Source organism: Streptomyces sp. NPDC033221, from assembly GCF_055577005.1.
Genome location: NZ_JBVIQN010000033.1, coordinates 63,574 through 86,398, shown reverse-complemented (window position 1 = coordinate 86,398; position 22,825 = coordinate 63,574). Strand labels below are relative to the sequence as shown.

The 22,825-nt window shown below is 72.4% G+C and carries 22 protein-coding genes; 5 read left to right on the top strand and 17 right to left on the bottom strand.

From position 1 onward, the window contains the following. Positions 1–35 precede the first annotated feature (35 nt). Positions 36–1,172 (top strand): DegT/DnrJ/EryC1/StrS family aminotransferase, encoded by a 1,137-nt coding sequence (locus ACZ53K_RS33080; RefSeq protein ID WP_468844000.1) that lies wholly within the window; start codon positions 36–38, stop codon positions 1,170–1,172. A gap of 40 nt (positions 1,173–1,212) precedes the next feature. Further along, positions 1,213–2,412, top strand: a complete 1,200-nt coding sequence (locus ACZ53K_RS33075) for a nucleotide disphospho-sugar-binding domain-containing protein (protein ID WP_468843998.1) — start codon at positions 1,213–1,215, stop codon at positions 2,410–2,412. Positions 2,413–2,653: 241 nt separating this feature from the next. Here ACZ53K_RS33075 and ACZ53K_RS33070 read toward each other — a convergent pair whose 3' ends face one another. The 16 genes from ACZ53K_RS33070 to ACZ53K_RS32995 all read right to left on the bottom strand — a co-directional run bounded on the left by ACZ53K_RS33070 (position 2,654) and on the right by ACZ53K_RS32995 (position 18,837). Further along, positions 2,654–2,860, bottom strand: a complete 207-nt coding sequence (locus ACZ53K_RS33070; RefSeq protein ID WP_468843996.1) for a hypothetical protein — start codon at positions 2,858–2,860, stop codon at positions 2,654–2,656. 180 nt (positions 2,861–3,040) lie between these two features. Beyond that, on the bottom strand, positions 3,041–3,451 hold the full coding sequence (locus ACZ53K_RS33065) for a GntR family transcriptional regulator (RefSeq protein ID WP_468844039.1): 411 nt from the start codon (positions 3,449–3,451) through the stop codon (positions 3,041–3,043). Between the two features lie 5 nt (positions 3,452–3,456). Continuing rightward, positions 3,457–3,804 carry a hypothetical protein gene (locus ACZ53K_RS33060; protein ID WP_468843994.1) on the bottom strand — a complete coding sequence of 116 codons (348 nt, stop codon included), beginning with the start codon at positions 3,802–3,804 and terminating at the stop codon, positions 3,457–3,459. Positions 3,805–3,863: 59 nt separating this feature from the next. Further along, positions 3,864–5,084 (bottom strand): class I SAM-dependent methyltransferase, encoded by a 1,221-nt coding sequence (locus tag ACZ53K_RS33055; RefSeq protein WP_468843991.1) that lies wholly within the window; start codon positions 5,082–5,084, stop codon positions 3,864–3,866. Positions 5,085–5,086: 2 nt separating this feature from the next. Beyond that, a complete protein-coding gene (locus ACZ53K_RS33050; protein WP_468843989.1) occupies positions 5,087–6,451 on the bottom strand; it encodes an NDP-hexose 2,3-dehydratase family protein in 1,365 nt (454 codons plus the stop codon). Continuing rightward, positions 6,448–7,560: a DegT/DnrJ/EryC1/StrS family aminotransferase gene (locus tag ACZ53K_RS33045; protein ID WP_468843986.1), complete on the bottom strand. Its 1,113-nt coding sequence runs from the start codon at positions 7,558–7,560 to the stop codon at positions 6,448–6,450. Before ACZ53K_RS33045 ends, ACZ53K_RS33050 begins: the two co-directional genes overlap by 4 nt. Next, entirely contained in the window at positions 7,557–8,537 is a 981-nt protein-coding gene (rfbB, locus tag ACZ53K_RS33040) for a dTDP-glucose 4,6-dehydratase (protein ID WP_468843984.1), read from the bottom strand. Before rfbB ends, ACZ53K_RS33045 begins: the two co-directional genes overlap by 4 nt. Further along, a complete protein-coding gene (locus tag ACZ53K_RS33035) occupies positions 8,534–9,592 on the bottom strand; it encodes a glucose-1-phosphate thymidylyltransferase (RefSeq protein WP_468843982.1) in 1,059 nt (352 codons plus the stop codon). The genes rfbB and ACZ53K_RS33035 overlap by 4 nt, the downstream gene beginning before the upstream one ends. A gap of 166 nt (positions 9,593–9,758) precedes the next feature. Beyond that, the gene (locus tag ACZ53K_RS33030) at positions 9,759–10,778 is read right to left on the bottom strand and encodes a helix-turn-helix domain-containing protein (protein ID WP_468843980.1); all 1,020 of its coding nucleotides are present in this window, start codon (positions 10,776–10,778) and stop codon (positions 9,759–9,761) included. 179 nt (positions 10,779–10,957) lie between these two features. Next, complete coding sequence (locus tag ACZ53K_RS33025) at positions 10,958–11,410, bottom strand: bifunctional DNA primase/polymerase (RefSeq protein WP_468843978.1); 453 nt, start codon at positions 11,408–11,410, stop codon at positions 10,958–10,960. Between the two features lie 201 nt (positions 11,411–11,611). Continuing rightward, positions 11,612–13,027, bottom strand: coding sequence for an NAD(P)/FAD-dependent oxidoreductase (locus ACZ53K_RS33020; protein ID WP_468843976.1), 1,416 nt, complete (start codon positions 13,025–13,027; stop codon positions 11,612–11,614). Between the two features lie 5 nt (positions 13,028–13,032). Continuing rightward, complete coding sequence (locus ACZ53K_RS33015; protein ID WP_468843974.1) at positions 13,033–13,827, bottom strand: ABC transporter permease; 795 nt, start codon at positions 13,825–13,827, stop codon at positions 13,033–13,035. Further along, on the bottom strand, positions 13,827–14,759 hold the full coding sequence (locus tag ACZ53K_RS33010) for an ABC transporter permease (RefSeq protein WP_468843971.1): 933 nt from the start codon (positions 14,757–14,759) through the stop codon (positions 13,827–13,829). Before ACZ53K_RS33010 ends, ACZ53K_RS33015 begins: the two co-directional genes overlap by 1 nt. Continuing rightward, complete coding sequence (locus ACZ53K_RS33005; RefSeq protein ID WP_468843969.1) at positions 14,756–15,904, bottom strand: ABC transporter ATP-binding protein; 1,149 nt, start codon at positions 15,902–15,904, stop codon at positions 14,756–14,758. Before ACZ53K_RS33005 ends, ACZ53K_RS33010 begins: the two co-directional genes overlap by 4 nt. Before the next feature lie 71 nt (positions 15,905–15,975). Further along, positions 15,976–17,223, bottom strand: a complete 1,248-nt coding sequence (locus tag ACZ53K_RS33000) for an ABC transporter substrate-binding protein (protein WP_468843967.1) — start codon at positions 17,221–17,223, stop codon at positions 15,976–15,978. Positions 17,224–17,319: 96 nt separating this feature from the next. Continuing rightward, entirely contained in the window at positions 17,320–18,837 is a 1,518-nt protein-coding gene (locus tag ACZ53K_RS32995; RefSeq protein ID WP_468843965.1) for a gamma-aminobutyraldehyde dehydrogenase, read from the bottom strand. A gap of 201 nt (positions 18,838–19,038) precedes the next feature. Here ACZ53K_RS32995 and ACZ53K_RS32990 point away from each other — a divergent pair, with 201 nt between their 5' ends. After that, complete coding sequence (locus ACZ53K_RS32990; protein WP_468843962.1) at positions 19,039–19,719, top strand: NADAR family protein; 681 nt, start codon at positions 19,039–19,041, stop codon at positions 19,717–19,719. An 80-nt stretch (positions 19,720–19,799) separates the two neighbouring features. On the opposite strand, the gene ACZ53K_RS32985 is transcribed toward ACZ53K_RS32990, so the two are convergent. Next, positions 19,800–20,444, bottom strand: a complete 645-nt coding sequence (locus ACZ53K_RS32985; protein ID WP_468843960.1) for a DUF4190 domain-containing protein — start codon at positions 20,442–20,444, stop codon at positions 19,800–19,802. 567 nt (positions 20,445–21,011) lie between these two features. On the opposite strand from ACZ53K_RS32985, the gene ACZ53K_RS32980 reads away from it, so the two are divergent. Then, the gene (locus ACZ53K_RS32980; RefSeq protein ID WP_468843958.1) at positions 21,012–22,034 is read left to right on the top strand and encodes an adenosine deaminase; all 1,023 of its coding nucleotides are present in this window, start codon (positions 21,012–21,014) and stop codon (positions 22,032–22,034) included. Beyond that, complete coding sequence (locus ACZ53K_RS32975; protein ID WP_468843955.1) at positions 22,022–22,795, top strand: glycerophosphodiester phosphodiesterase; 774 nt, start codon at positions 22,022–22,024, stop codon at positions 22,793–22,795. The genes ACZ53K_RS32980 and ACZ53K_RS32975 overlap by 13 nt, the downstream gene beginning before the upstream one ends. Positions 22,796–22,825: the final 30 nt, after the last annotated feature.

Here is a 22,825-nt window from a genome sequence, read left to right as displayed (position 1 = left end):
CCGCCCCTTCGAGTCCGAGGAAGCGAGGACCCGGCATGATCGACCTCTTCCAGCCACAGGCCGGCGACGACGAACTGGCCGCCGTCGCCGCGGTGTTCGCCGACCACTGGCTCGGCCACGGACCGCGCAGCACGGCCTTCGAGGCGGCCTTCGCCGCCCATGTCGGCGCGCGTCCGGAGCATGTCCTGTTCGTCAACTCGGGTACGGCGGGCCTGTTCCTCGCCGCCGAACTGCTGGACCTCCGGCCCGGCGACGAGGTGGTGCTGCCCTCCCCCAGCTTCGTGGCCGCCGCCAACGCCGTCGTACGGGCCGGCGGCCGCCCGGTCTTCTGCGACGTGGACGCCCGTACCCTCAACCCGTCCGCCGAGGACATCGAGGCCGCCGTCACGCCCCGGACGAAAGCGGTCGTGGTGCTGCACTACGGCGGCTACCCCGGCGACATCGCGCGCATCGCCGGCCGCTGCCGCGCGGCGGGCCTCACCCTGGTCGAGGACTGCGCCTGCTCGGTGGCCTCCCGCGTCGACGGGCAGGCCGTCGGCACCTTCGGCGACCTGGCGATGTGGAGCTTCGACGCGGCCAAGGTGCTGACCACCGGGGACGGCGGGATGCTGCACGTACGCGACGGGGAACTCGCCGCCCGGGCACGGCGGCTGGCGTACCACGGGCTGGTCCAGCCGACCGGGCTGGGCCACGCGAAGGTCTCACACCGCTGGTGGGAGCTGGACGTGCCGGAGCCCGGCCGCCGGGAGATCGGCAACGATCTCACCGCGGCGATCGGGACCGTACAGCTGCGCCGGCTGCCCGCGTTCATCGCCCGCCGCAAGGAGATCGTCGAGCTGTACGACCAGGAGCTGGCCGGATTCGACGCGGTGCTGCTGCCGCCCGAGCTGCCCGCCGGGCACCGGTCCTCGTACTTCTTCTACTGGGTACAGATGGCCGCCCGCCTGCGCGACCAGGTGGCCTCCGCGCTGCTCCGCGACGGCGTCTACACGACCTTCCGCTACGCGCCGCTGCACAAGGTCCCCGCCTACGGGACCGGCGGCCCGGACCTGCCCGGCGCGGAACAGGCCGCCGAACAGACGCTGTGCCTGCCGCTGCATCCGGGGCTCACCGACGCCGATGTCCGCACGGTGGCCGGCGCGCTGCGCAAGGCCGTCGAGTCGGCCCACTGACCACGCCACCCGCCCGGCCCGAACGAGGGAGAACCGCATCATGCGCGTCCTGGTGACCACGTCCCACGGAGCGGGGCACGTTTTCCCGCCGATCGCGCTGGCGCACGCGCTGCGCGCCGCGGGGCACGACGTCCTGTTCGCCACCCCCGGCGCCTCCGCTGCTCACGTGGCGCGTGCCGGGCTGCACGCCTTCGACTCCGCGCCCGCCGCCGACACCGAAGAAATCTTCGGACGGCTGCTGGCCGAGCGACGGATGACCTTCGACCGCTTCCGTACGGACTCGCCCGAGGCCGTCACACTGGCGGCCGAACTCTTCGCCAAGACCTCCGAGGCCACCGTGGAGCGGACCGTCGAGGTGGCCAGGTCCTGGCGACCCGACCTCGTCCTGTACACCGAACTCCAGGGCGCCGGGCCGCTGGTGGCCGCCGTTCTCGGGGTACCCGCGGTCGAGCACACCATCAGCTGCCACCACTTCCGGCAGATCAGCGACCGGTTCGGGCCGTGGCTGGCCGCCGCATACCGGCGCCACGGCCTGACCGGACGGCCCCCGGCCGCCGCGACGATCGACACCCGCCCACCCAGCGTCGCCACGTACGACCTGGGCGGCTGGCCCATGCGAGCACTCCCCTACACCACCGGCGCGGTACTGCCGCCCTGGCTGCTGGAGCGCCCGGCACGGCCCCGGGTCGCGGTCACCCTGGGCACCCTGCGCCCGCAGCTGAGCGGCGTCGGCGAGCTGCGTACGGTGGTCCGGGCGGCCGGTGCGGTGGACGCCGAGTTCGTCCTGGCGCTCGGCGACGCCGACCCCCGCGAACTGGGCGAACTGCCCGCGAACGTACGGGCCGAGGGCTGGCTGCCGCTGACCGCACTGCTGGAAACCTGCACCACGATGATCCACCACGGCGGCAACGGCACCACCCTGGCCGGGCTCGGCTCGGGCGTCCGCCATCTGGTGCTGCCGGGCGGTGCCGACGACTTCGAAGTGGCGCGGATCCTGTGTGCGCGGGGTGTCGGCATGGTCAGCACCCCGGAAGCGGTGGACGCCGGCCTGCTGCGCCGCCTGCTCGCGGACGAGGACATACTGGCCGCGGCGGCCGAGGTCCGCGCCGAGACGGCGGCCCTGCCCTCCCCCGCCGCCATCGTGCTGCGGCTGGAGAAATTGGCGGAGCCGGGACGCGAAGGGCGAGACGTGCGCACGACGCAGTCCCGCTTCCCCACCGCGCAGACCATCGTCAGTTAGACACCAGTCGAAAACCCGGAGACATCTGCATTCATTGAAGCGTCTTCCGCGTGACGGGAAGGAATGGGCGCGTTCTGACGGGATCACACCGGTGAAGAGCGAATCGACGCCGGCCCTTGACGCTCGTGTCGGCCACGGAGCCGACCGTTTCAACGATGAGCAGTTGCCTTCGTGTCACCCCGTCAAGCTGACGCGATACACGTCGCAATGAGCCGCGGCAATGTCGATTGCGCGCCCGGCGTCACGGCCCTGAATTCTCCGGCTGCCGCTGTGCGCGCTCCGCGCCGCGGCCCATGCGCACTGCCGCGACCAAAGCCAGCACGACACCGGCACCGCAGGCCGCGCCCCGCGCGAATCCGGAGGGGAGCACGAAACTCAATGCGAGCAGCCCGAGTCCGACGGTCAGCAGGCCGACCGAAGTGTTAAGTGTCGAGGATTCCCTGTACATGCCGTCAGTGTAAAGGAGAAGGAAATCTCCCTGGTCAACGGAGACTCGGGCGGCGCCTGGATGCCAGAAGCACTCGATGCGGGCCCATGGTGTGGCCGTCGCTGCCAATGATCCCGGCAAGGCGCGCGACGACCAGTTCACCCATGCGTCTGCTGCCTCGGGTAATTCCGGGCCCTCAGCTCAGCCGGGAACCGGGCCGCCTCTTTGTGCGTGCCCGTTTCCGAACTCGCGGCTGCCCGGCCGGGTCAGCGCCGCTTGGACGATACGGATGGCCTCGTCGGTGTCGATGCCGGCGCCGGCGATGACGGCGGCGTACTCGACGGCTGCGCGGCGTGCCCGTTCGCGTCCCTGCTCGCCGGCTGAGGAGACGAAGGAGCCGGCCGGTCCGCGGGTCTCGATCAACTGTGCCTCCTCCAGCTCCCGGTAGGCCCGGCCGACGGTGTTGGCGGCCAGGCCGAGGTCTGCGGCCAGCCGGCGGATGGCCGGCAGCCGGGTGCCCACGGCCAGTGTGCGGTCCTGGATCTGCCGGGCGAGCTGGGCACGGAGCTGCTCGAACGGCGGGACGGAGGAGGCCGGATCGATGACGATCATCGGTCTCACCGGGCGCTCATGGCGTGCTGTGCCACCGTGGAGCTCCGTGCGGTCCGCGCTGTGATCAGGGCGAGCGCGATCCCGCCCAGTCCGATGAGCAGGATGAGTGCCGCGTACCGCGCGGCGGCGTCCTGCGCGGTCAGGCCACGGATCGCCAGCGCCGCCGCGCCCGCGAAGGTGGCGACCGCGATGATGAACGCGGCCGGCAGGACATCGGCGGCCGGGCGGGTGCCCCGCCGGGCCGCCAGACGTGTGGCCAGCAACGGTGTCGGCCGGACGTCGGCCAGTCCGTGGCAGGCCGGCCACGCGCCGGCCCGCGTCAGTTCCGCCGGGCGCACCGGCTGGTCAGCCATCGGGACACGTTCCGACCCCGTAAGGGCGCCTGGGTCAGACGGCCCGTGGCGCTCCGGCCTCACACCACGTGTACCTCGGGGACGTACAGAATCCAGCGCCCGCCCGCGGCCCGGAACGCCCGTTCCCTGGACATGATCTCCGCCGCGTGGTTCCACGCGAACAGCAGCGCGTAGTCCGGGTAGGGCGCGGCGAAGGCGGCGGGCGGGCGGACCGGGATGCGGGCGCCGGGGGTCAGCCTGCCCTGCTTGGCCGGGGTGGAGTCGCAGATGTAGGGGATCAGGTGCGGGCCGAGGCCGCAGTAGGTGGTCACCGTGCAGCTCTTGGCCGTGGCCGCGTAGCCGGTGACGGTGCGGCCCGCGGCGCGCAGCTCTTCGAGGAGGGACACCAGGTCCCTGCGTACGCGGCCCACCCGGTCCGCGAAGGCGGTCAGTGCCGCCGGGTCCGTCAGCCTCCGGGTGTCCTCTTCGGCCAGGAGTTCCGCGACGGCCGGGGCGGGCGAGCGGCGACCGGAGCGGGCGAGGGTGTAGCGGAGCTGTCCGCCGTGTACCGGCAGCCGTTCGACGCCGACGAGCTGGAAGCCGAACCGTTCGGCCAGTGCCCGTACGGAGGTCGCGGTGAAGTAGTAGCGGTGCTCGTCGTAGAACTGGTCGAAGGCGGTACGTCCGACGATCTCGCCGAAATACGGGTCCTCGAAGACGAACGTTCCGTCAGCGTTGAGGAGTTCGTCCAGGCCCTCGAAGAAGCCCGGCAGGTCGGGGATGTCGCAGACGGTGTTGGCCGCGTACACGACCTGAGCGCGGCCCTCGGCGGCGACGGCCTCGCGGGCCGAGGCAGGGGTCAGGAAGGCGCGGTGCACCCGTGCGCCGGCGTATCCGGAGTGTCCGGACGGCTCGAAGGCGAGGGTGCGCACGCCGGCCTCCCCCATGGTCCGCAGGACGACACCGTCCGTACAGCCGATCTCGGCAGCGAGGACATCGCCCTTGCCGCGCAGCTCGGTGCGCAGCAGGTGCCGTCCGGTCGCGCGGAAGTGCTCGCGCATCGTCGCCGAGCCGGACGAGTGGTACGGGTGGCCCGGGTAAGGGCGGCGCTCATACGGGACGTCGTCGGTGAGCTGGACCAGGTCACAGCGCTCGCAGTGCCCGGCAGCGAGGCGGTAGCGGAACGCGTCGCACGGCTCGTCCGGGTCCTCGTCGGGTGTCGGGAAGGCCGAGGACAGCGGATGGTGTCCGAGGTCGAGGAAGGTGTGCAGCGGTGTTCCGCAGATCCGGCATGTCGGCATGATCACTCCGGGCTTCCGGTCGGGCCGGTCAGGCTGCGCAGGCAGGTGAGCAGGGTGCGGGCCTGGACCGTGACGTAGTGGCTGTGGTGCAGCAGGGCCGAGAGCTGGTGCGCCGTCACCCACCGGTGGTCCCCCGCGGCCTCGTACGGTTCGGGGCCGTCCACCGCCACGATCAGATAGCGGTTGAGGGCGTGGTGGAAGCGGCCGCCCTCCTCCGACAGGAGGGAGTCGAAGAGCACGCGTTCCGGCGGCGCGTCCAGGACCTCGTCGAGGAAGCGCGGCCGGGCGCCGGGCGGCAGCACCTCGTAGTTCTCCGGCGTGCAGCACACCGTCGCGGTCAGCTCGGCCTCGTCCACGCTGCCCGGCTCGGCGGCGGCGTGCACCAGGACGTGCGGCACGCCGTCGACGCGGGTGAGGAGGAAGGCGATGACGCCGGTTCCGCGCGGTCGCAGCATGGGCTGGGTCCAGCGCCGTACCTCGCGGCCGCCGGCCTGCACCTCGACCGCGACGATGTCGAAGAAGCGGCCGTCGTCGTGGCTGATGGCGTGCTCGGTGCGGTGCCAGCCCGGCAGTCCGCGCAGCGGTACGGGCCGGGTGCGCAGCCCGGTGCGACTGCGGACGTCGGTGAGCCAGCGCAGGATTTCCCGCCCGGAGTGCAGCGCGCGGCCCGCCGGGCCCGGCGGCGGGGGAAGGCAGGCGAGCACACTCCTGGCGTCCATGTTCACCACGTCGTCGGCCGCGAGCAGCGCGTGGACCTGGGGAAGCGTCATCCAGCGGTGTCCCGGCAGCACTTCGACGTCCTCCGTCGTGCGCACGATCATGTTGCGGTTGCGTTTGCGGTAGAACCAGGCGCCCTGTTCCGACTGGCGTACGTCCGCGATCAGCCGGCGGGTCGGCGGGTTGCGGAAGTGACGCAGGTAGGGCACCGGCCGGCCGCCGTGTGCCCGGGAGAAGTTGGAGCGGGTGGCCTGCACGGTCGGCGCGAGCTGGAGGCCGCCCAGGTTGCCCGGCTCGGGCTTGGCCTGCATCAGGACGTGCGGCCGGCCGCCGATGTCCTTGACCAGCAGGCCCAGGATGCCGGTCTCGGGCTGGTCGAGGATGGGCTGCGCCCAGTGCGCCACCGGGCCGTCGGGCGCCGAGACGGCCAGTCCCTGGACGGTGAAGAACGCGCCCCGGTCGTGGGCGAGATCGCCGGTGCGGGCGTCGGTGTGCCAGCCCTCCAGGGCGTCCAGCGGAACGCGCCGGGTCCGGGTGTACGCACGCTCGCCGGCCGCGGCGAACCAGCGGCCGAGGTCGCCGGGCAGGGCGGGAGCCGGGTGGTCCGCCGGGCGGGGCGCGACGGCGGCGGGCGCGGGGGCTCGCGTCACAGCTCCCCCAGTACGCCGAGCAGCGCGTCGATGACCTTGTCCTGCACGCCGCGCGACAGCGACGGGTACATCGGCAGCGAGAAGATCTCACCGGCCAGTGCCTCGGTGACGGGCAGCGAGCCCCTCGGACAGCCCAGGTGGGCGAAGCCGGACATGGTGTGGACGGGCCACGGGTAACTGATGTTCAGCGCGATGTCGTGGCGTTCCTTGAGAGCCCGCAGGATGCGGTCCCGTTCGGGGTGGCGGACGACGTACAGGTAGTACACGTGGTCGTTGCCGGGGGCCGTGGCGGGCAGCACCAGGCCGCTGCCCGCCAGCGCTTGTTCGTAGCGCCTGGCCACCGCGCGCCGTCCGGCGATGTACCGGTCCAGGCGGCGCAGCTTGCGGCGCAGGATCTCGGCGTGCACCTCGTCGAGGCGGCTGTTGTGGCCCGGGGTACGGACGACGTAGTAACGCTCCGCCATGCCGTAGTAGCGCAGGCGGCGCAGCGCGGTGTCGACATATGCGTAGCGCGTGAGGACCGCGCCGCCGTCGCCGTACGCGCCGAGGACCTTCGTCGGGTAGAAGGAGAACGCCGCCGCGTCCCCCAGGGTTCCCGCGAGGCGGCCGTGATGGTGCGCGCCGTGCGCCTGCGCGCAGTCCTCCAGTACGGCCAGGCCGTGCGTCTCGGCGACCTTCCGGAGAGGCGTCATGTCCACGCACTGGCCGTAGAGGTGTACGGGCAGCAGCGCGCGGGTGCGGTCGGTCACGGCCGCCGCGGCCTGTCCGGTGTCCATCAGGTAGGTGTCGGGGTGCACGTCGGCGAAGACGGGGACGGCGCCGGCCGCGTCGATGGCCAGTACGGTGGGCGCCGCGGTGTTGGAGACGGTCACCACCTCGTCGCCGGGGCGGATGCCGAGGGCCTGGAGGGCGAGGGTGACGGCGTTGGTGCCGTTGTCGACGCCCACGCAGTGCCCGGTGCCGTGCCAGGCCGCGTACTCGGCCTCGAAGCCGCGCACGCTCGCGCCGAGCACGAGCTGCCCGGAGCGGAAGACCGTGTCGACGGCGTCGAGCACGTCCGCCCGCTCCTCCTCGTACTCGGCCAGGTAGTCCCACACGTGGGTGGTCATCGGTGTGCCGCCTCCTTCCACCAGTCGGGGTTGTCGCGGTACCAGGCCACGGTCTCGGCCAGGCCGCGGTCGAAGTCGGTGCGCGGGCGGTGGCCCAGCTCCGCGCGGATCTTGGTCGCGTCGAGCGCGTAGCGCCGGTCGTGGCCCTTGCGGTCGGGCACCCGGCGGACGCTGGACCAGCCGGCGCCGCACAGCCGCAGCAGTTCGCCGGTCAGCGCGAGGTTGGTGCGGGGCGTGCCGCCGCCGACGTGGTAGATCTCGCCGGCCCGGCCGTGGTGGAGGACCCGGTGGACGGCGCGGCAGTGGTCGTCGACGTGCAGCCATTCGCGGACGTTGCCGCCGTCGCCGTACAGGGGCGGTTCGCGGCCCTCCAGCAGGTGGGTCACGAAGCGCGGGACGAGCTTTTCGGGGTGCTGGTACGGCCCGTAGGTGTTACAGCTGCGGGTGACCGACACATCCAGGCCGTGGGTGTGGTGGCAGGCCAGCGCCAACAGGTCGGCGGCCGCCTTGGTCGCCGCGTACGGGGAGCGCGGCGCCACCGGCTGCTTCTCGGTCCACGCGCCGCATTCGATGGAGCCGTACACCTCGTCGGTGGAGATGTGCACCATCCGGGGGACGCCGGTGCGCAGGCAGGCGTCGAGGAGCGTCTGGGTGCCGAGGACGTTGGTGCGGACGAAGTCGGGCGCGGTGTCCGGGGCGAGTGAGCGGTCGACGTGCGACTCGGCCGCGAAGTGCAGTACGGCGTCGTGGCCGGGCAGCAGTGCCAGCAGCAGCGGCAGGTCGCGGATGTCGCCGCGCACGAAGTCCATACGGGGGTGCCGGGCGGGCAGGCTGGCCCGGTTCCCGGCGTAGGTGAGCAGGTCCAGCACGGTGATGCGGGTGTCCGCGTCACCGTGCTCCCCGAAGCCGTCGCCCAGGAGCGTACGGACATAGTGCGAGCCGATGAACCCGGCGCCGCCGGTGACCAGGAGCCTCACACGGCCACCTCGATACGGGTGTCGTCGCCCACCACCAGGCGGTGCCGGCCGTCACCGGGCCCGATGCGGGCGGCGCGGCCGATCAGCGAGCCGTACAGGCCGCCGACCCGGTCGATGGTGACACCGTCGAGGGTGATCGAGTCCTCCAGCCCGGCCCGGCGGAGCACGCAGTCACGGCCGAGGGAGGTGTACGGGCCGATGCGGCTGTCCTCGACGACGGTGCCCGCGCCGACGAGCGCCGGGCCCTCGATCCGCGAACGGGTCACCCGCGCCCCGGATTCGATCACGACGGGCCCGGTCAGCCGGCTCGTGGCGTCCACGGTGCCCGCCAGCGCGGGCCGGACACCCGCCAGCAGCTTGCGGTTGCACGCGAGGACGTCCTCGACGCGGCCGGTGTCGCGCCAGTAGCCGCCGTACTCCGCGGCCCGCACCTCGGCGCCCGCGGTGATCAGCCACTGCACGGCGTCGGTGATCTCCAGTTCGCCGCGCGGCCCCGGCCCTGTCGCGGCCACCGCCCGGTGGATCGCGGCGGTGAAGAAGTAGACGCCGACCAGCGCGAGGTCGCTGCGCGGCCGGTCCGGCTTCTCCGTCACCCGCACCACCGTGCCGTCGGCGCCCAGTTCGGCGACGCCGAAGCGGCGCGGGTCGGGCACCTTCTGGACCACCAGCTGGGCAGCCGGCCGACGGGCGGCGAATTCCGCGGCGAGCGCGCAGACGCCCTCGGGCAGCATGGTGTCGCCGAGGAACAGCACGAAATCCTCCGCGCCGAGGAATTCCCGGCCGAGGGCCACGCAGTGCGCCAGTCCCCAGGGCCGTTCCTGACGCAGATAAGTGAGCCGCACACCGAGGTCCGAACCGTCGCCGAGGGCCGCCGCGATGTGCCGGTCCCGGGCGCCGATGACGATGCCGATATCCGTGACGCCGGACTCCCGGATGTTTTCCAGTACATGCCGCAGCACCGGCTTGCCCGCAATCGGAATCAATTGCTTGGGCATCGAGTAAGTGATCGGGCGAAGACGGGATCCCGTCCCGCCGGACAACACCAGAGCCTTCATGGAAAGGAGTGTCGGGCCGGCCGCCGTACGGGAGAAGAGGCGGCCGGTGGACCGAACCGGCCGTGTCCCTTTCGGTCCACACTCCGTTCTCGGGGCAGCAGTCGGCGCATACCGGCCGGCGCACTGCCGGCGGCCGGAATTTCCGCTCCGTACGGTGCGCCGGGCGTCAGGCGGACGACGCCGGCAGATAGCCCAGTTGTGCGGCGAGCACCCCCGCCTGGAACCGGCTGCGCGCCTTCATCCCCGTCATCGCGTCGGTGGCGATGCGGCGCGCCGTCCGGGCCGAGACTCCCAGCCGCCGGGCGACGGTGGCGTCCGTGTGCCCCTCGGCGAGCAGTTGCAGGGCGGCCAGGTGCTGCCGGGTGAAACCGTCCGCCGCGCGCCGGGCCGGCGGTGGGCCGAGCCGTTCCGCCGCTGCCCACACGGCGTCGAACAGCGTGCTCAGCGCGGTCACGACGCCGGGCACCCGTACGGAGACGGCGGCCTGCGCGGTGCCCTCACCGCCGGTGAGGACGAGCGCGGCGTGCCGGTCGGCGACGACCATGCGGGTGGGCAGCACGGCGGCCGTACGGATCTCCGCGCCGGCCGACGCCAGCCGCTCCGCGTGCGCCAGGGCAGCCGGGTCGTGCCGGGCGCTGTCGAGGCAGACGGTGCGCACCCGTACGCCGCGCGCGAGCGGTTCTTCGTACATCGGCCGGAAGGCGGGATGTCCGGGGAAGGCGCGCGGCTGCCCGGCGTCGAACACCTGCAATTCCTCTTCGGTGAGGGCGCCGAGTTCCGTGAGGTGGTCGCTGATCCGGTCGGTACCCGTCATGCGGAACAGGCCGTGATCGGCGGCGGAATGCTGGTGTGTGGCGAATTCGGAGACGAGCCGGGCGGCCGCCGCCCGGCTTTCCTCCACGCGCTGCTGCTGCGCGGCGAGTTCGGCCTGCTGGCGGGCGAGCAGAATGTCCATGCCCAGGCGCGGGCTCACCGCGTACAGCCGCCCGGGCCGCTCCGCCGAAGGGCGGGCCAGCGCGAGGCCGGCCAGCCGGTCCAGGGATTGCTCGGCCTCCCGCTCGGTCATTCCCGTACGCGCCGCCAATTCGGCCGCCGTGGCATGCGGTTGCGCCAGCAGGGCGCGGTAGACCGATTCCGTCGCCGGTTCGACACCCAGCCGTCCGAGAACGTGCTCCGACGTGCGCATGTTTCTCCCCCTGAAATGCGGCACCTGGTCCGGGCGGTGGGCGCCCCACGCGCCCGGCCCGCCGGGGAGCCCCGGCGGGCGCCCCACCCGGGACCACGTATCCGGGGGCCTTGGAGACTCAACGCCGCGCCGGGGAAGGCACGTCTGTGTCCTGTCTCACGGCACCGCCCCCGGTTCCCTCACCGCCCCCCGGCGAGCCGTGCGGCGGCCTCGTGCATCGCCAGTTCGAGCACCGCCGGCTCGGTGAGCCGCCCGGAACCGTCCGGGACGACGAGCCAGCGCACGCCGCCCGTCGCCCGACCCGGGTACGGCACGACGATCCAGCTGCCGTCGCCCGCGCCGCGTACCCCCGTGCCGAGCCAGCGAGTGGCCGTACCCGGCGGCACGAAGAAGCCCGTACGGGCGTCCCCGAAGTCGCCGAGGACCGGCCCCGGCAGTTCGAGTACCCGGGTCAGTACGTCCAGCGTCGGGCGTCCCAGCGCACCGGGCACGATCAGTACGTCCCAGAGCCGGCCGGCCGGGAGGAGCGCGACCCCGAGGGGGTTGCGCTCCCATTCCCACCGGCAGGCGTCCGGATCCGCTGCTGCCGCCACCAGCCACTCCACTGCGTTCTTGGACCCCGCGGCGTCCATGTCTCCTCGCTTCCGCGGTCCCCTCGGACCGCTGTCCGCCCGGTGAGAGGCGGCAGCGGCGGCATCCTTACACGGGTTTGCCGGGGTTTTTCACGGGAGACGGAAGCAGGCGGGGGCGTGGAGCGGCATACCGGCGTACAAGGGGCGGGCAGCGCGCCCTGAGGCACCCGGCCGGGTACGGTTCGAGCCCCGCCGAGCTCCTCAGCTGTCGAAGCCGAGCCCGGCCTTGTCCATCGCCCGCAGCCACAGGTTGCGCCGGCCGCCGTGGGTGTCGGCCCGCGTCATCGACCACTGCGTCAGGCCGATCCCGGCCCAGCGCAGCGGCTCCGGCGGGAACGGCAGCGGCTTCCTGCGGACCATCTCCAGCTCGGTGCGTTCGGTCCGCTCCCCCGCCAGGAGGTCGAGCATGACCTCGGCCCCGAAGCGGGTGGCTCCCACGCCCAGCCCCGTGTACCCGGCGGCGTAGGCGACCCGGCCGGCGTGCGCGGTGCCGAAGAAGGCGGAGAAGCGCGAGCAGGTGTCGATGGCGCCGCCCCAGGCGTGCGTGAAGCGCAGGCCCTCCAGCTGGGGGAAGCACTGGAAGAAGTGCCGGGCCAGCTTCTCGTAGGTGGCCGGGCGGTGGTCGTACTCGGCCCGGACCGACGCGTTGAAGCGGTACACGGCGTCGTAACCGCCCCACAGGATGCGGTGGTCGGCGGTCAGGCGGAAGTAGTGGAAGTGGTGGTTGCTGTCGGACAGTCCCTGGCGGCCCTGCCAGCCGATGGCGGCCTGCTGCTCGGCGGAGAGCGGCTCGGTCATCAGCGCGTGGTCGTAGACCGGCACGACGTACGGGCGGACGCGGCGTACGAGGGACGGGAAGACGTTGGTGCCGAGGGCGACCCGGCGGGCGAAGACCCGGCCGTACGGGGTGCGGGCGGCCATGCCCACGCCGTCGGCGGCGAGGGCGGTGGCGGGGGTGTGCTCGTAGATCCGTACGCCGAGGCCGAGGCAGGCCTGTTTCAGGCCCCAGGCGAGGCGGGCGGGGTGGAGCATGGCGACGCCCGTACGGTTCCAGAGACCGGCCAGGAACGTCGGCGAGTCGACCTGGGCGCGCACCGCCTCGCGGTCCAGGAACTCGACGCCGGGCAGGCCCAGTCGCGCGGCCTGCCCGGCGGCCTCCTTCAGTTCGGCGACCTGGTGGGGTTCGGTGGCGACGTCGATCTCGCCGGTGCGCTCGAAGGCGCAGTCGATGCCGTGGCGGGCGACGGCGTCCTCGATGGCGTCGAGGTTGCGGGCGCCGAGTTCTTCGAGCTTCGTCAGCTCGTCCGGCCAGCGGTCCAGGCCGTTGCCGAGGCCGTGGGTCAGGGAGGCGGCGCAGAAGCCGCCGTTGCGGCCGGACGCGGCCCAGCCGGCCTCCCGGCCCTCCACGAGGACGACGTCGCGGCCGGGATCGCGCTCCTTGGCGATCAGGGCGGTCCACAGGCCGGAGTAGCCGCCGCCGACGACGAGGAGATCGGTGCGTTCGTCGCCGACGAGGGCGGGAAGGGCGGCGGGACGCGCCGGGTCGTCCAGCCAGAAGGAGGTGGGCGCGGCGTCCGCGAGGGCATGGGCGGGGGTGGTCATGGCAGCTCGTGCCATGGTTCTCAGCTCCTCTTCCGGCGTCCGGAGAGCAGCTGTGCCCCCAGGACGCAGACCACGGCGATCAGGAACATCGCCGTTCCGATGACATTGATCTGAACGGGTGTGCCACGCTGCGCCGATCCCCAGACGAACATGGGGAACGTCACGGTGGAGCCGGCGTTGAAGTTGGTGATGATGAAGTCGTCGAAGGACAGCGCGAAGGAGAGCAGCGCGCCGGCCGCGATGCCGGGTGCGGCGATCGGCAGGGTCACCCGCAGGAACGTCTGCACGGGGGACGCGTAGAGGTCCTGGGCCGCCTGTTCCAGGCGCGGGTCCATGCTCATCACGCGGGCCTTGACCGCCGTGACGACAAAACTCAGACAGAACATGATGTGCGCGATCAGGATCGTCCAGAACCCGAAGCGGATGCCCATGTTGAGGAAGAGGGTGGCCAGCGAGGCGGCCATCACCACCTCGGGCATCGCCATCGGCAGGAAGATCAGGGTGTTGACGGCGGGGCGGGCGCGGAAGCGGTAGCGGGCCAGCGCGAAGGCGATCATGGTGCCCAGTACGGTCGCGCCGACCGTCGACCAGACGGCGATCCGCAGGCTCAGGCCCAGCGATCCGCACAGGTCGGCGACGCCGCACGGGTCGGTCCAGGCGTCCGCCGAGAAGCGCTGCCACGCGTAGTTGAAGCGGCCGTTGGGCTTGTTGAAGGAGAAGACCAGGACGACGAGGTTGGGCAGGATCAGGTAGGCCAGCGTGCCGAGGCCCGCGAGCACGACGAGGTGGCGGCGCAGCCACCGGAGCACGGCCATCAGACCAGGTCCTCCGTCCCGGACTTGCGGATGTAGAGCGTGACCATGGCGAGGATGGCCGCCATGAGGATGAAGGAGAGCGCGGCGGCGGTCGGGTAGTCCAGAACCCGCAGGAACTGTGACTGGATGACGTTGCCGATCATCTTCTGGTCGGTGGAGCCGAGCAGTTCGGCGTTGATGTAGTCGCCCGCCGCGGGGATAAAGGTCAGCAGCGTGCCGGCCACCACGCCCGGCATGGAGAGCGGGAACGTCACCCGGCGGAAGGTGGTGACCGGGCGGGCGTACAGGTCGCCGGCGGCCTCGTGCAGCCGCGGGTCGATGCGCTCCAGCGAGGTGTAGAGCGGCAGCACCATGAACGGCAGGAAGTTGTACGTCAGGCCGCAGACCACCGCCAGCGGCGTGGCCAGCACCCGCTCCCCCTCGGTCAGCCCGAGCCAGCTGGTCACGTCCAGGACGTGCAGCGAGTTCAGTACGCCCACCACCGGGCCGCCGTCCGCCAGGATCGTCTTCCAGGCCAGTGTGCGGATCAGGAAGCTGGTGAAGAAGGGGGCGATGACCAGGATCATCACGATGTTGCGCCAGCGGCCCGCCTTGAAGGCGATGAGGTAGGCGAGCGGGTAGCCCAGGACCAGGCAGAGCACGGTGGCGGTGGCCGCGTAGCCGACGGACCGCAGGAACTGCGGCCAGTACTCGCCGAGCGCGTCCCAGTAGGTGGCGAAGTGCCAGGTGACCTTGAAGCCCTCTTCGAGGGAGCCGGTCTGAACGGACGTGGACGCCTGGTAGACGAGCGGGGCGGCGAAGAAGACGACCAGCCACAGGATGCCGGGGAGCAGCAGCCAGTACGGGACGAGCCGTTTGCGCGCGCCGCGCCCGCGGACCTCCGGTACGTCCTCGGAGGCGGGTGGTGGCGGCGCCTCGGTGGTCGTCGTCATGCCGCCTCCTCGCCGGTGTCCGCGCCGGCCTCGATGTCCTGGGAGGCGTCCAGGCCGAAGGTGTGCGCGGGGTTCCAGTGCAGGACGACCTCCGCGCCGGGCGTCAGGCGCGGGTCGCGTTCGACGTTCTGTTCGTAGACGGCGAGGCGCCCCGCGCCCGGGGACTCGATGACGTACTGGGTGCTGACGCCGAGGAACCCGGCGTGTTCGATGCGGCCGGGCAGCCGGTTGCGGCCCTCGGCGATGCCGCCCGCGTCGTCGGCGTGCGCGAGGCTGATCTTCTCCGGCCGTACGCCTGCCAGCACCTTGCCGCCCGTACGGGCCGTGGCGCGACATCGCCCGGCGGGCAGCCGCAGCTTGCTGCCGCCCGCGGTGAGCAGCAGGTCGTCGCCGCCGGCCGTCACCACCTCGGCCTCGATGAGGTTGGAGGTGCCGAGGAAGTTGGCGACGAAGGTGGTGCCCGGGTTCTCGTACAGGTCGGCGGGGGCGCCGAGCTGCTCGACCCGGCCGCCGTTCATCACCGCGACCGTGTCGGCCATGGTCATGGCCTCTTCCTGGTCGTGGGTGACGTGGACGAAGGTGATGCCGACCTCGGTCTGGATGCGCTTGAGTTCGAGCTGCATCTGGCGGCGCAGCTTGAGGTCGAGGGCGCCCAGCGGCTCGTCCAGGAGGAGCACCCGCGGGTGGTTGATCAGGGCGCGGGCGACCGCGACGCGCTGCTGCTGGCCGCCGGAGAGCTGCTGTGGCTTACGGCGCGCCATCGGACCGAGTTCGACCAGGTCGAGCATCTCCTCGACCTGTTTCTTCACGGCTTTGATGCCTCGGCGGCGCAGGCCGAACGCGACGTTCTCGAAGATGTCCAGGTGCGGGAAGAGCGCGTAGTTCTGGAAGACGGTGTTGACCGGGCGCTTGTACGGGGGCAGCGCGGTGACGTCCCTGCCGTCCAGCGCGACGGTGCCGGTGGACGGGTCCTCCAGGCCCGCGATCATGCGCAGGGTGGTGGTCTTGCCGCAGCCGGAGGCGCCCAGCAGCGCGAAGAAGGAGCCCGCCGGGACCGTCAGGTCGAGCGGGTGGACGGCGGCGAAGGAACCGTACGTCTTGCTGATACCGGAGAGGCGGACGTCGCCACCGGAGGTCTGTGTCATGGGTGGTCCCGTGGGTCGGAGGGCGGGCGCGGGCCGGCGGGTGGCCGGGTGGTGTCCGGGGCGGCCCGGACTCAGGCACCGGTGAGGTCGGCGAACTTCCGGGCGAAGTCCTTGCTCTCCTCGCCGCTCAGGGCGCGGAAGGCGTGCGACCGGGCGGCCATCTCCCGGTCGGGGAGGATCAGCGGGTTCGCCGCCAGGTCCGGGTCGATCTTCGCCAGTTCCTCCCGTACGCCGTCGACCGGGGACACGTAGGTGATGTACGCCGCGATCCGCGCGGCCGCCTTCGGCTCGTAGCAGAAGTCGATCAGGCGTTCGGCGTTCTTCTTGTGCCGGGCCCCGTTCGGCACCATCAGGTTGTCCGTGGACGTCATGTAACCGGCCTTCGGCACGGCGTACCGGATGTCCGGGTTGTCGTGCTGGAGCTGGACGACGTCCCCGGCCCACGCCACACACGCCGCGAGATCGCCCTTGCTGAGGTCGTTGATGTAGTCGTTGCCGGTGAAGCGCCGGATCTGCTTGCTGTCCACGCCCCTCTGGAGCCGGGCGATCGCGGCGTCGAAGTCGTCGCCCGTGCAGTCCTCCGGACGTTTGCCCAGGTCCAGAAGGGTCAGCCCGACGGTGTCGCGCATCTCGGAGAGAAAGCCGACCCGCCCCTTGAGGCGCGGGTCGTCCAGCAGCTGGCTGACGGAGTCGACCGTACGGCCGCCGGTGGCCTTCACGTTGTACGCGATGACCGCGGGAATGCCCGTCCAGGGGTAGGAATGGGCGTGGCCCGGGTCCCAGTCCGGATCGCGGAACTGCGGGGCGAGGTGGGCCTGCGCGTGCGGCAGGGCGGCCGGGTCCAGCTTCTGGATCCAGCCCAGCTGGATCATCCGCGCGCACATCCAGTCGGTGAGCACGATCAGATCACGGCCGGTGTCCTGGCCCGCCGCCAGCTGCGCCTGAATCTTGCCGAAGAACTCGTCGTTGTCGTTGATGTCCTCGGTGTACTTCACCGCGATCCCGGTACGGCCGGTGAAGGCGTCCAGCGTCGGCCGGCGCTTGCCGTCGTCGCTGACGTCCAGGTACTCCGTCCAGTTGGAGAAGACGACACGTTTCTCCTGCCCGGAGTGGTCCTCGGACGGCCCGGCGTCCGTACGGCCGGCGGGCGGGATGCCGCAGGCCGCCAGCGCGCCGAGGCCACCGGTCGCGAGCGCCCCCGCCGCGCTCGCGCGCAGCAGCGACCGCCGGGTCATGGCCATCCGCCCGTCGGTGAGACTGCGCCGTACGGCGGCCAGTTCGGGCGGGGACAGGCTCCCGGGCTGCCGGTTGTCCTCCATGCGCGGTGCCCTTTCAGGATGAGCCCGGTGCTCAGATCCTGCGTCTGAGCCGGTGCGGCCGTGCGGCGGCTGCCGCCTTGCGTCAGCGCCGGTGCCTCAGGCGCGGTCCCCGAAGACGGTCCGGTGCCAGTCCTTCCTGGCGACCCCGGTGTTGTCGTACATGACGTGCTTGACCTGCGTGTACTCCTCGAAGGAGTACGCCGACATGTCCTTGCCGAAGCCACTGGCCTTGAAGCCGCCGTGCGGCATCTCGCTGAGGATCGGGATGTGGTCGTTCACCCAGACGCAGCCCGCCTTGATCTCGCGGGTGGCGCGTCCGGTCCGGTACACGTCCCGGCTCCAGGCGGAGGCCGCGAGGCCGTACGGGGTGTCGTTGGCCAGCGCGATGCCCTCGTCGTCACTGTCGAAGGGCAGCACGACCAGCACCGGGCCGAAGATTTCGCGCTGTACGGCCTCGCTGTCCTGCGCGGCGTCCGTGATGAGCGTGGGCCGGTAGTACGCGCCCTTCGCCAGGTCCCCCTGCGGGGCCTCGCCGCCGGTGAGGACGGTGGCGTACGACCGGGCACGGTCGACGAAACCGGCGACCCGGTCGCGCTGGGTGTGCGAGATCAGCGGCCCGAGATCGGTGGCGGGGTCGAACGGATCACCGAGCCGTACGGTCGCCATCAGGTCGGCGACGCCGCTGACGAACGCGTCGTACAGCGGGCGCTGTACGTAGGCGCGGGTGGCGGCGGTGCAGTCCTGCCCGGAGTTGATCAGGGCACCGGCCACCGCGCCGTGCACCGCCGCCTCCAGGTCCGCGTCGTCGAAGACCACGAAGGGCGCCTTGCCGCCGAGTTCGAGGTGCAGCCGCTTGACGGTGCTGGTGGCGATCTCGGCGACCCGCTTGCCGACCGCCGTCGAACCGGTGAAGGAGGTCATGGCGACGCCCGGGTGGGCGACCAGGTGCTCACCGGCCTCCCGGCCCGCACCGGAGACGATGTTGAGCACCCCGTCCGGGAGGCCCGCCTCGGTCGCCGCCTGCGCGAACATCACCGAGGTCAGCGGCGTGATCTCGGCGGGCTTGAGGACGATGGTGTTGCCCGCCGCGATGGCCGGCAGCACCTTCCAGGCCGCCATCTGCAACGGGTAGTTCCACGGCGCGATCGAGCCGACGACGCCGATGGGCTCGCGGCGGATCACGGACGTGTGGCCGGGGCTGTACTCCCCCGCCGACCTGCCCTCCAGATGCCGCGCGGCGCCCGCGAAGAAGGCCGCGTTGTCGACCGAGCCCGGTACGTCGAACTCTTCGCTGAGCTTGACCGGCTTGCCGCACTGCAGCGACTCGGCGTACGCCAGCTCACCGGCCCGCTCGCCGAGGACGGTGGCGAAGCGGTGCAGGACGTCGGAGCGCTCGCCCGGGGTGGCGCCTGCCCACGCGGGGAAGGCGTCCCCGGCGGCCCGTACGGCCGCGTCCACGTCCGCCGTCGAGGCCAGCCGGTAGCCGTACACCTGCTCGCCGGTGGCCGGATCGACCACCTGCTGGGTGTGGCCGGAAGTGCCGTCCCGAAGCTCGCCGGCGATGTACTGCGCGCCCTCGGCGAATCGTTCGTGCACGTCGAATCGCTCAACCATGGTGCTCTCCTCCGCCGGGCGCCGGGGCCGCTCAGCGGCACACCCAGGCGTAGCTCTTTCCGGAATCGATGGCTGATCTTGACAGAGCGACAGGGCCCCAACAAGGGATTCCGTTGTTGCCTTTTGGTTACGCGACGGATTCTGCGATTTCCGTCGTGGGGCCCCCGACACGTTGTCAGTGCCCGCTGCCAGAATCCCGGCATGATGCACGACAGCACGGGGGGCAGGAAGATGAACGAGCCAGGGGACGGGACGGCGACAGTCATCTCGGAGACCGGGGCGGGCGTGGCGGAGGCGGCGTCCGCTCGTGCCGACGGGCCGCGGTCGGTGGCGGAGCTGACCGCGGCGGCCGCCGGCAAGCGGTTCAAGTACGTGCACTTCTGGGGCCATGCGCCGCGCCGCGACGGACAGCTGGGCGCGAGCTGCTTCAGCCAGTGGTGGCCCTCGCCGTTCACGGCCGACGGCGTGCGGTACGCCACCGCCGAGCACTGGATGATGGCCTGCAAGGCCCGGCTGTTCGGCGACGCGGAGGCGGAGCGACGGGCCATAGCCGCCACCCACCCGAAGCAGGCGAAGGACGCGGGCCGCTCGGTGCGCGGCTTCGACGACGAGCAGTGGCAGCGGCACCGCTACGGGTACGTGGTCGAGGGCAACGTCCACAAGTTCGGCCAGGACCCCGCCCTGCGCGACTATCTCCTCGGCACGGGCTCCCGCGTCCTCGTCGAGGCCAGCCCGATGGACCGCATATGGGGCATCGGACTGGCCGCGGACGACGAGCGCGCACAGGACCCGGCGCGCTGGCGCGGCCTGAACCTGCTCGGCTTCGCCTTGATGGAGACCCGGCAGCGGCTGGCGGCGGGGGTGGGTTCCGCGGCGGGTTAGCCGGGGTCTCCGGGGCGGGCTGGCGAGGAGGCCTGGCGGAGGACTGACGCGGTGCTTCCGCGGCAGGTCGGCGGGGTGGGCTAGGCGAGGACGACGAGCTGACCGCGGGAGCGCGCGAGGACGCCGGGGACGGCGGCCGGTCCGGTGGACACCGCCTCGTAGGTGCGCGGGCCGGGGGCGGGCGCAGCCTCGTACCGGTCCGGGCCGCCGCCGGAACGGGAGCCACCGGAGGTCGAGCCGCCGGAGGACGAGCCACCGGAGGTCGAGCCGCCGGAGCCCGAATCGTCGGAGTAGCCGGGTTCCCACGGGCCTTCGTCGTCCATGTAGGTCGCGTTCGCCACCACGACATAGAAAACCATCAGCACGCTCAGCAGCACCGCCACCCCGCCCAGGATGATCCCGGCCAGCGCGCTCCCGCCGTTGTCCGCCTCGCCGCCGGTCACCTTCGTCCGCCCGACAGCGCCGAAAATGACCGCGAGCACACCGAGGAGGACGCCGAAGAGCACGGTGAAGAAGAGGGCGACGCCGACGATGCCGAGGACGAGACCGGCCGTGCCGAAGCCGTTGTTCGGTCCGGCAGGCATCCAGTGGGGCGGGTAGCCGGGCGGCAGTTGCTGCCCCGGCCGGCCACCCGGGTACGGAGCACCGGCCCAGCCGGGGCCGGTGGCGCCGGACGGCGCCACCGGCCGCTGCCCGTTCGCCCCGGCGCCGGGTATCGGCGGCACACCGGAACCGGGCGGCGCGTACGCCCCCGCCGTACCTGGCGCGGGTGGCGGCGGCGGAACGTCGTACCGGCCGCCCGGAGTGCTCGCCTCACCCGGAGCACCGGACTGGTTCGGCGTGCCGGCCTCCCTCGGAGCGCCGGTCCCGCCCGGAGCGCTCGTCTGATGCGGGACGGCGGCCCCGACCGGAGCACCCGACCCGACCGCAGCACCCGAAGCACCTGGCCCGTCCGAAGTGCCCGGGGCAATCGGCCCATCGGAAGTGCCCGTACCGTTCGTGGCCACAGGTCCGCCCTTGGCGCTCTGCGTGCCTGCTGCCTCCGCCGCCCCCGACGCCGCCGGCGTCACCGCGGCCGACGGTTTCCGGTCCTCCGGCGGCGCCCACGGGTCGCGCGGCTCAGGCTGCTGACTGTCGGACATCGACACCCCCACATCCCCCCACATTCGCTGTCCGACCATGCTAAGACCTGCACTGTTTGCCAGGACCTGCGCCGTTCGGGAAGCCGGGCCCCGCATACGATGGCCACCGTCCGCAGCACGCCCGGCCCGCCCGCCGCCCAGGAGGAACCGTTGTCCGATCTTGACGCCTTCATCGCCGGACTCCCCAAGGCGGAGCTGCACGTTCACCACGTCGGATCGGCGTCGCCCCGTATCGTCTCCCAGCTCGCCGCCCGCCACCCGGACTCCGCGGTCCCCACCGACCCCGAGGCGCTCACCGATTACTTCACCTTCCGCGACTTCGCCCACTTCATCCAGGTCTACCTCTCCGTCGTGGACCTCATCCGCGACGCCACGGACGTCCGGCTGCTGACGTACGAGGTCGCCCGGGACATGGCGCGGCAGAACATCCGTTACGCCGAGCTGACCGTCACCCCGTACAGCTCGGTCCGCCGCGGCATCCCCGACGAGGCCTTCGTCGAGGCCATCGAGGACGCGCGCCGGGCGGCGGAGTCCGAGCTGGGCGTGGTGCTGCGCTGGTGCTTCGACATCCCCGGCGAGGCCGGGCTGGAAGCGGCCGAGGAGACCGCGCGGATCGCATGTGACCTGCGGCCGGAGGGCCTGGTCTCGTTCGGGCTCGGCGGCCCGGAGATCGGCGTGCCGCGCTCGCAGTTCAAGCCGTACTTCGACCGCGCCATCACCGCCGGCCTGCACTCGGTGCCGCACGCCGGGGAGACCACCGGCCCGCAGACCGTCTGGGACGCGCTCACCGACCTGCGCGCCGAGCGGATCGGCCACGGCACCAGCTCCGTACGGGACCCGAAGCTGCTGGCCCACCTCGCCGAGCACCGCATCCCGCTGGAGGTCTGCCCGACCTCGAACATCGCCACCCGCGCCGTGCGCACCCTCGATGAGCACCCGCTGAAGGAGATGGTCGACGCGGGTGTCCTGGTGACGATCAACAGTGACGATCCGCCGATGTTCGGCACGGACCTGTGCGTGGAGTACGGGGTCGCCGCGCGTCTGCTGGACCTCGACGCCGCCGGGGTCGCCGCGCTGGCCAAGAACGCCGTCGAGGCCTCGTTCATGGACGCCGCCGCCAAGGCCGCGCTGACCGCGGAGATCGACGAGTACACCGCGGCGTGGCCGCGGTGAGGGCCGGACGCCACGCTCCCGGCCCGGGGTCCGCTCCGGCGGCGCGGACGCCGTCCGCCGGTCCGGCCGCCGCGGCGTCCGCCACCGGGCGCGTCGCGGTGATCGGCCACCGCGGCGCCCCGTACGATTACCGCGAGAACACCCTCGCCTCGCTCCGTGCCGCGCTCGAAGCGGGTGCCGACGCGGTCGAGATCGACGTACGGCTGACCGCCGACCGGGTACCGGTCCTGCTCCACGATCCGACGCTGGAACGCCTGTGGGGTCATGACCACCGGCTCTCCTCGCTCACGTACGCCCAAGTGGACGAGGCCACGGCGGGCGGGGTGCCCACGCTGCGCGACGCCCTCGCCCTCACGGCCAAGTACCCGTCCGCGCGTGCCCTGGTCGACCTCCCGGACCCGGCGGCCGCACCGGCCGCCGTCGGCGAGGTGCGCGAGTCCGGCGCCGCCGACCGCGCGTACTACTGCGGCGGCGGCCGGTCCATGCTGGCCGTCCGCGCCGCCGACCCGGCCGCCGAACTCGCCCTTTCCTGGTGCCGGACGGCCCAGCCCCGCCCCGAGCTGCTGGCGCGCGTCCGCCCTCGCTGGCTCAACTACCACTTCGGCCTGGTCACCCGGGACCTGGTCGAGCGGGCGCACGGCGACGGCTACCTGTTCGCCGCCTGGACCGCCGACACGCCCCGCGCCGCGCGTCGTCTCAGGCGCGCGGGCGTGGACGCCGTCACGACCAACCGCGTGGCCGCCGTACGCGCCGTCCTCTGACGCGTACGGGTTCTGTCACGTACGGCCGCC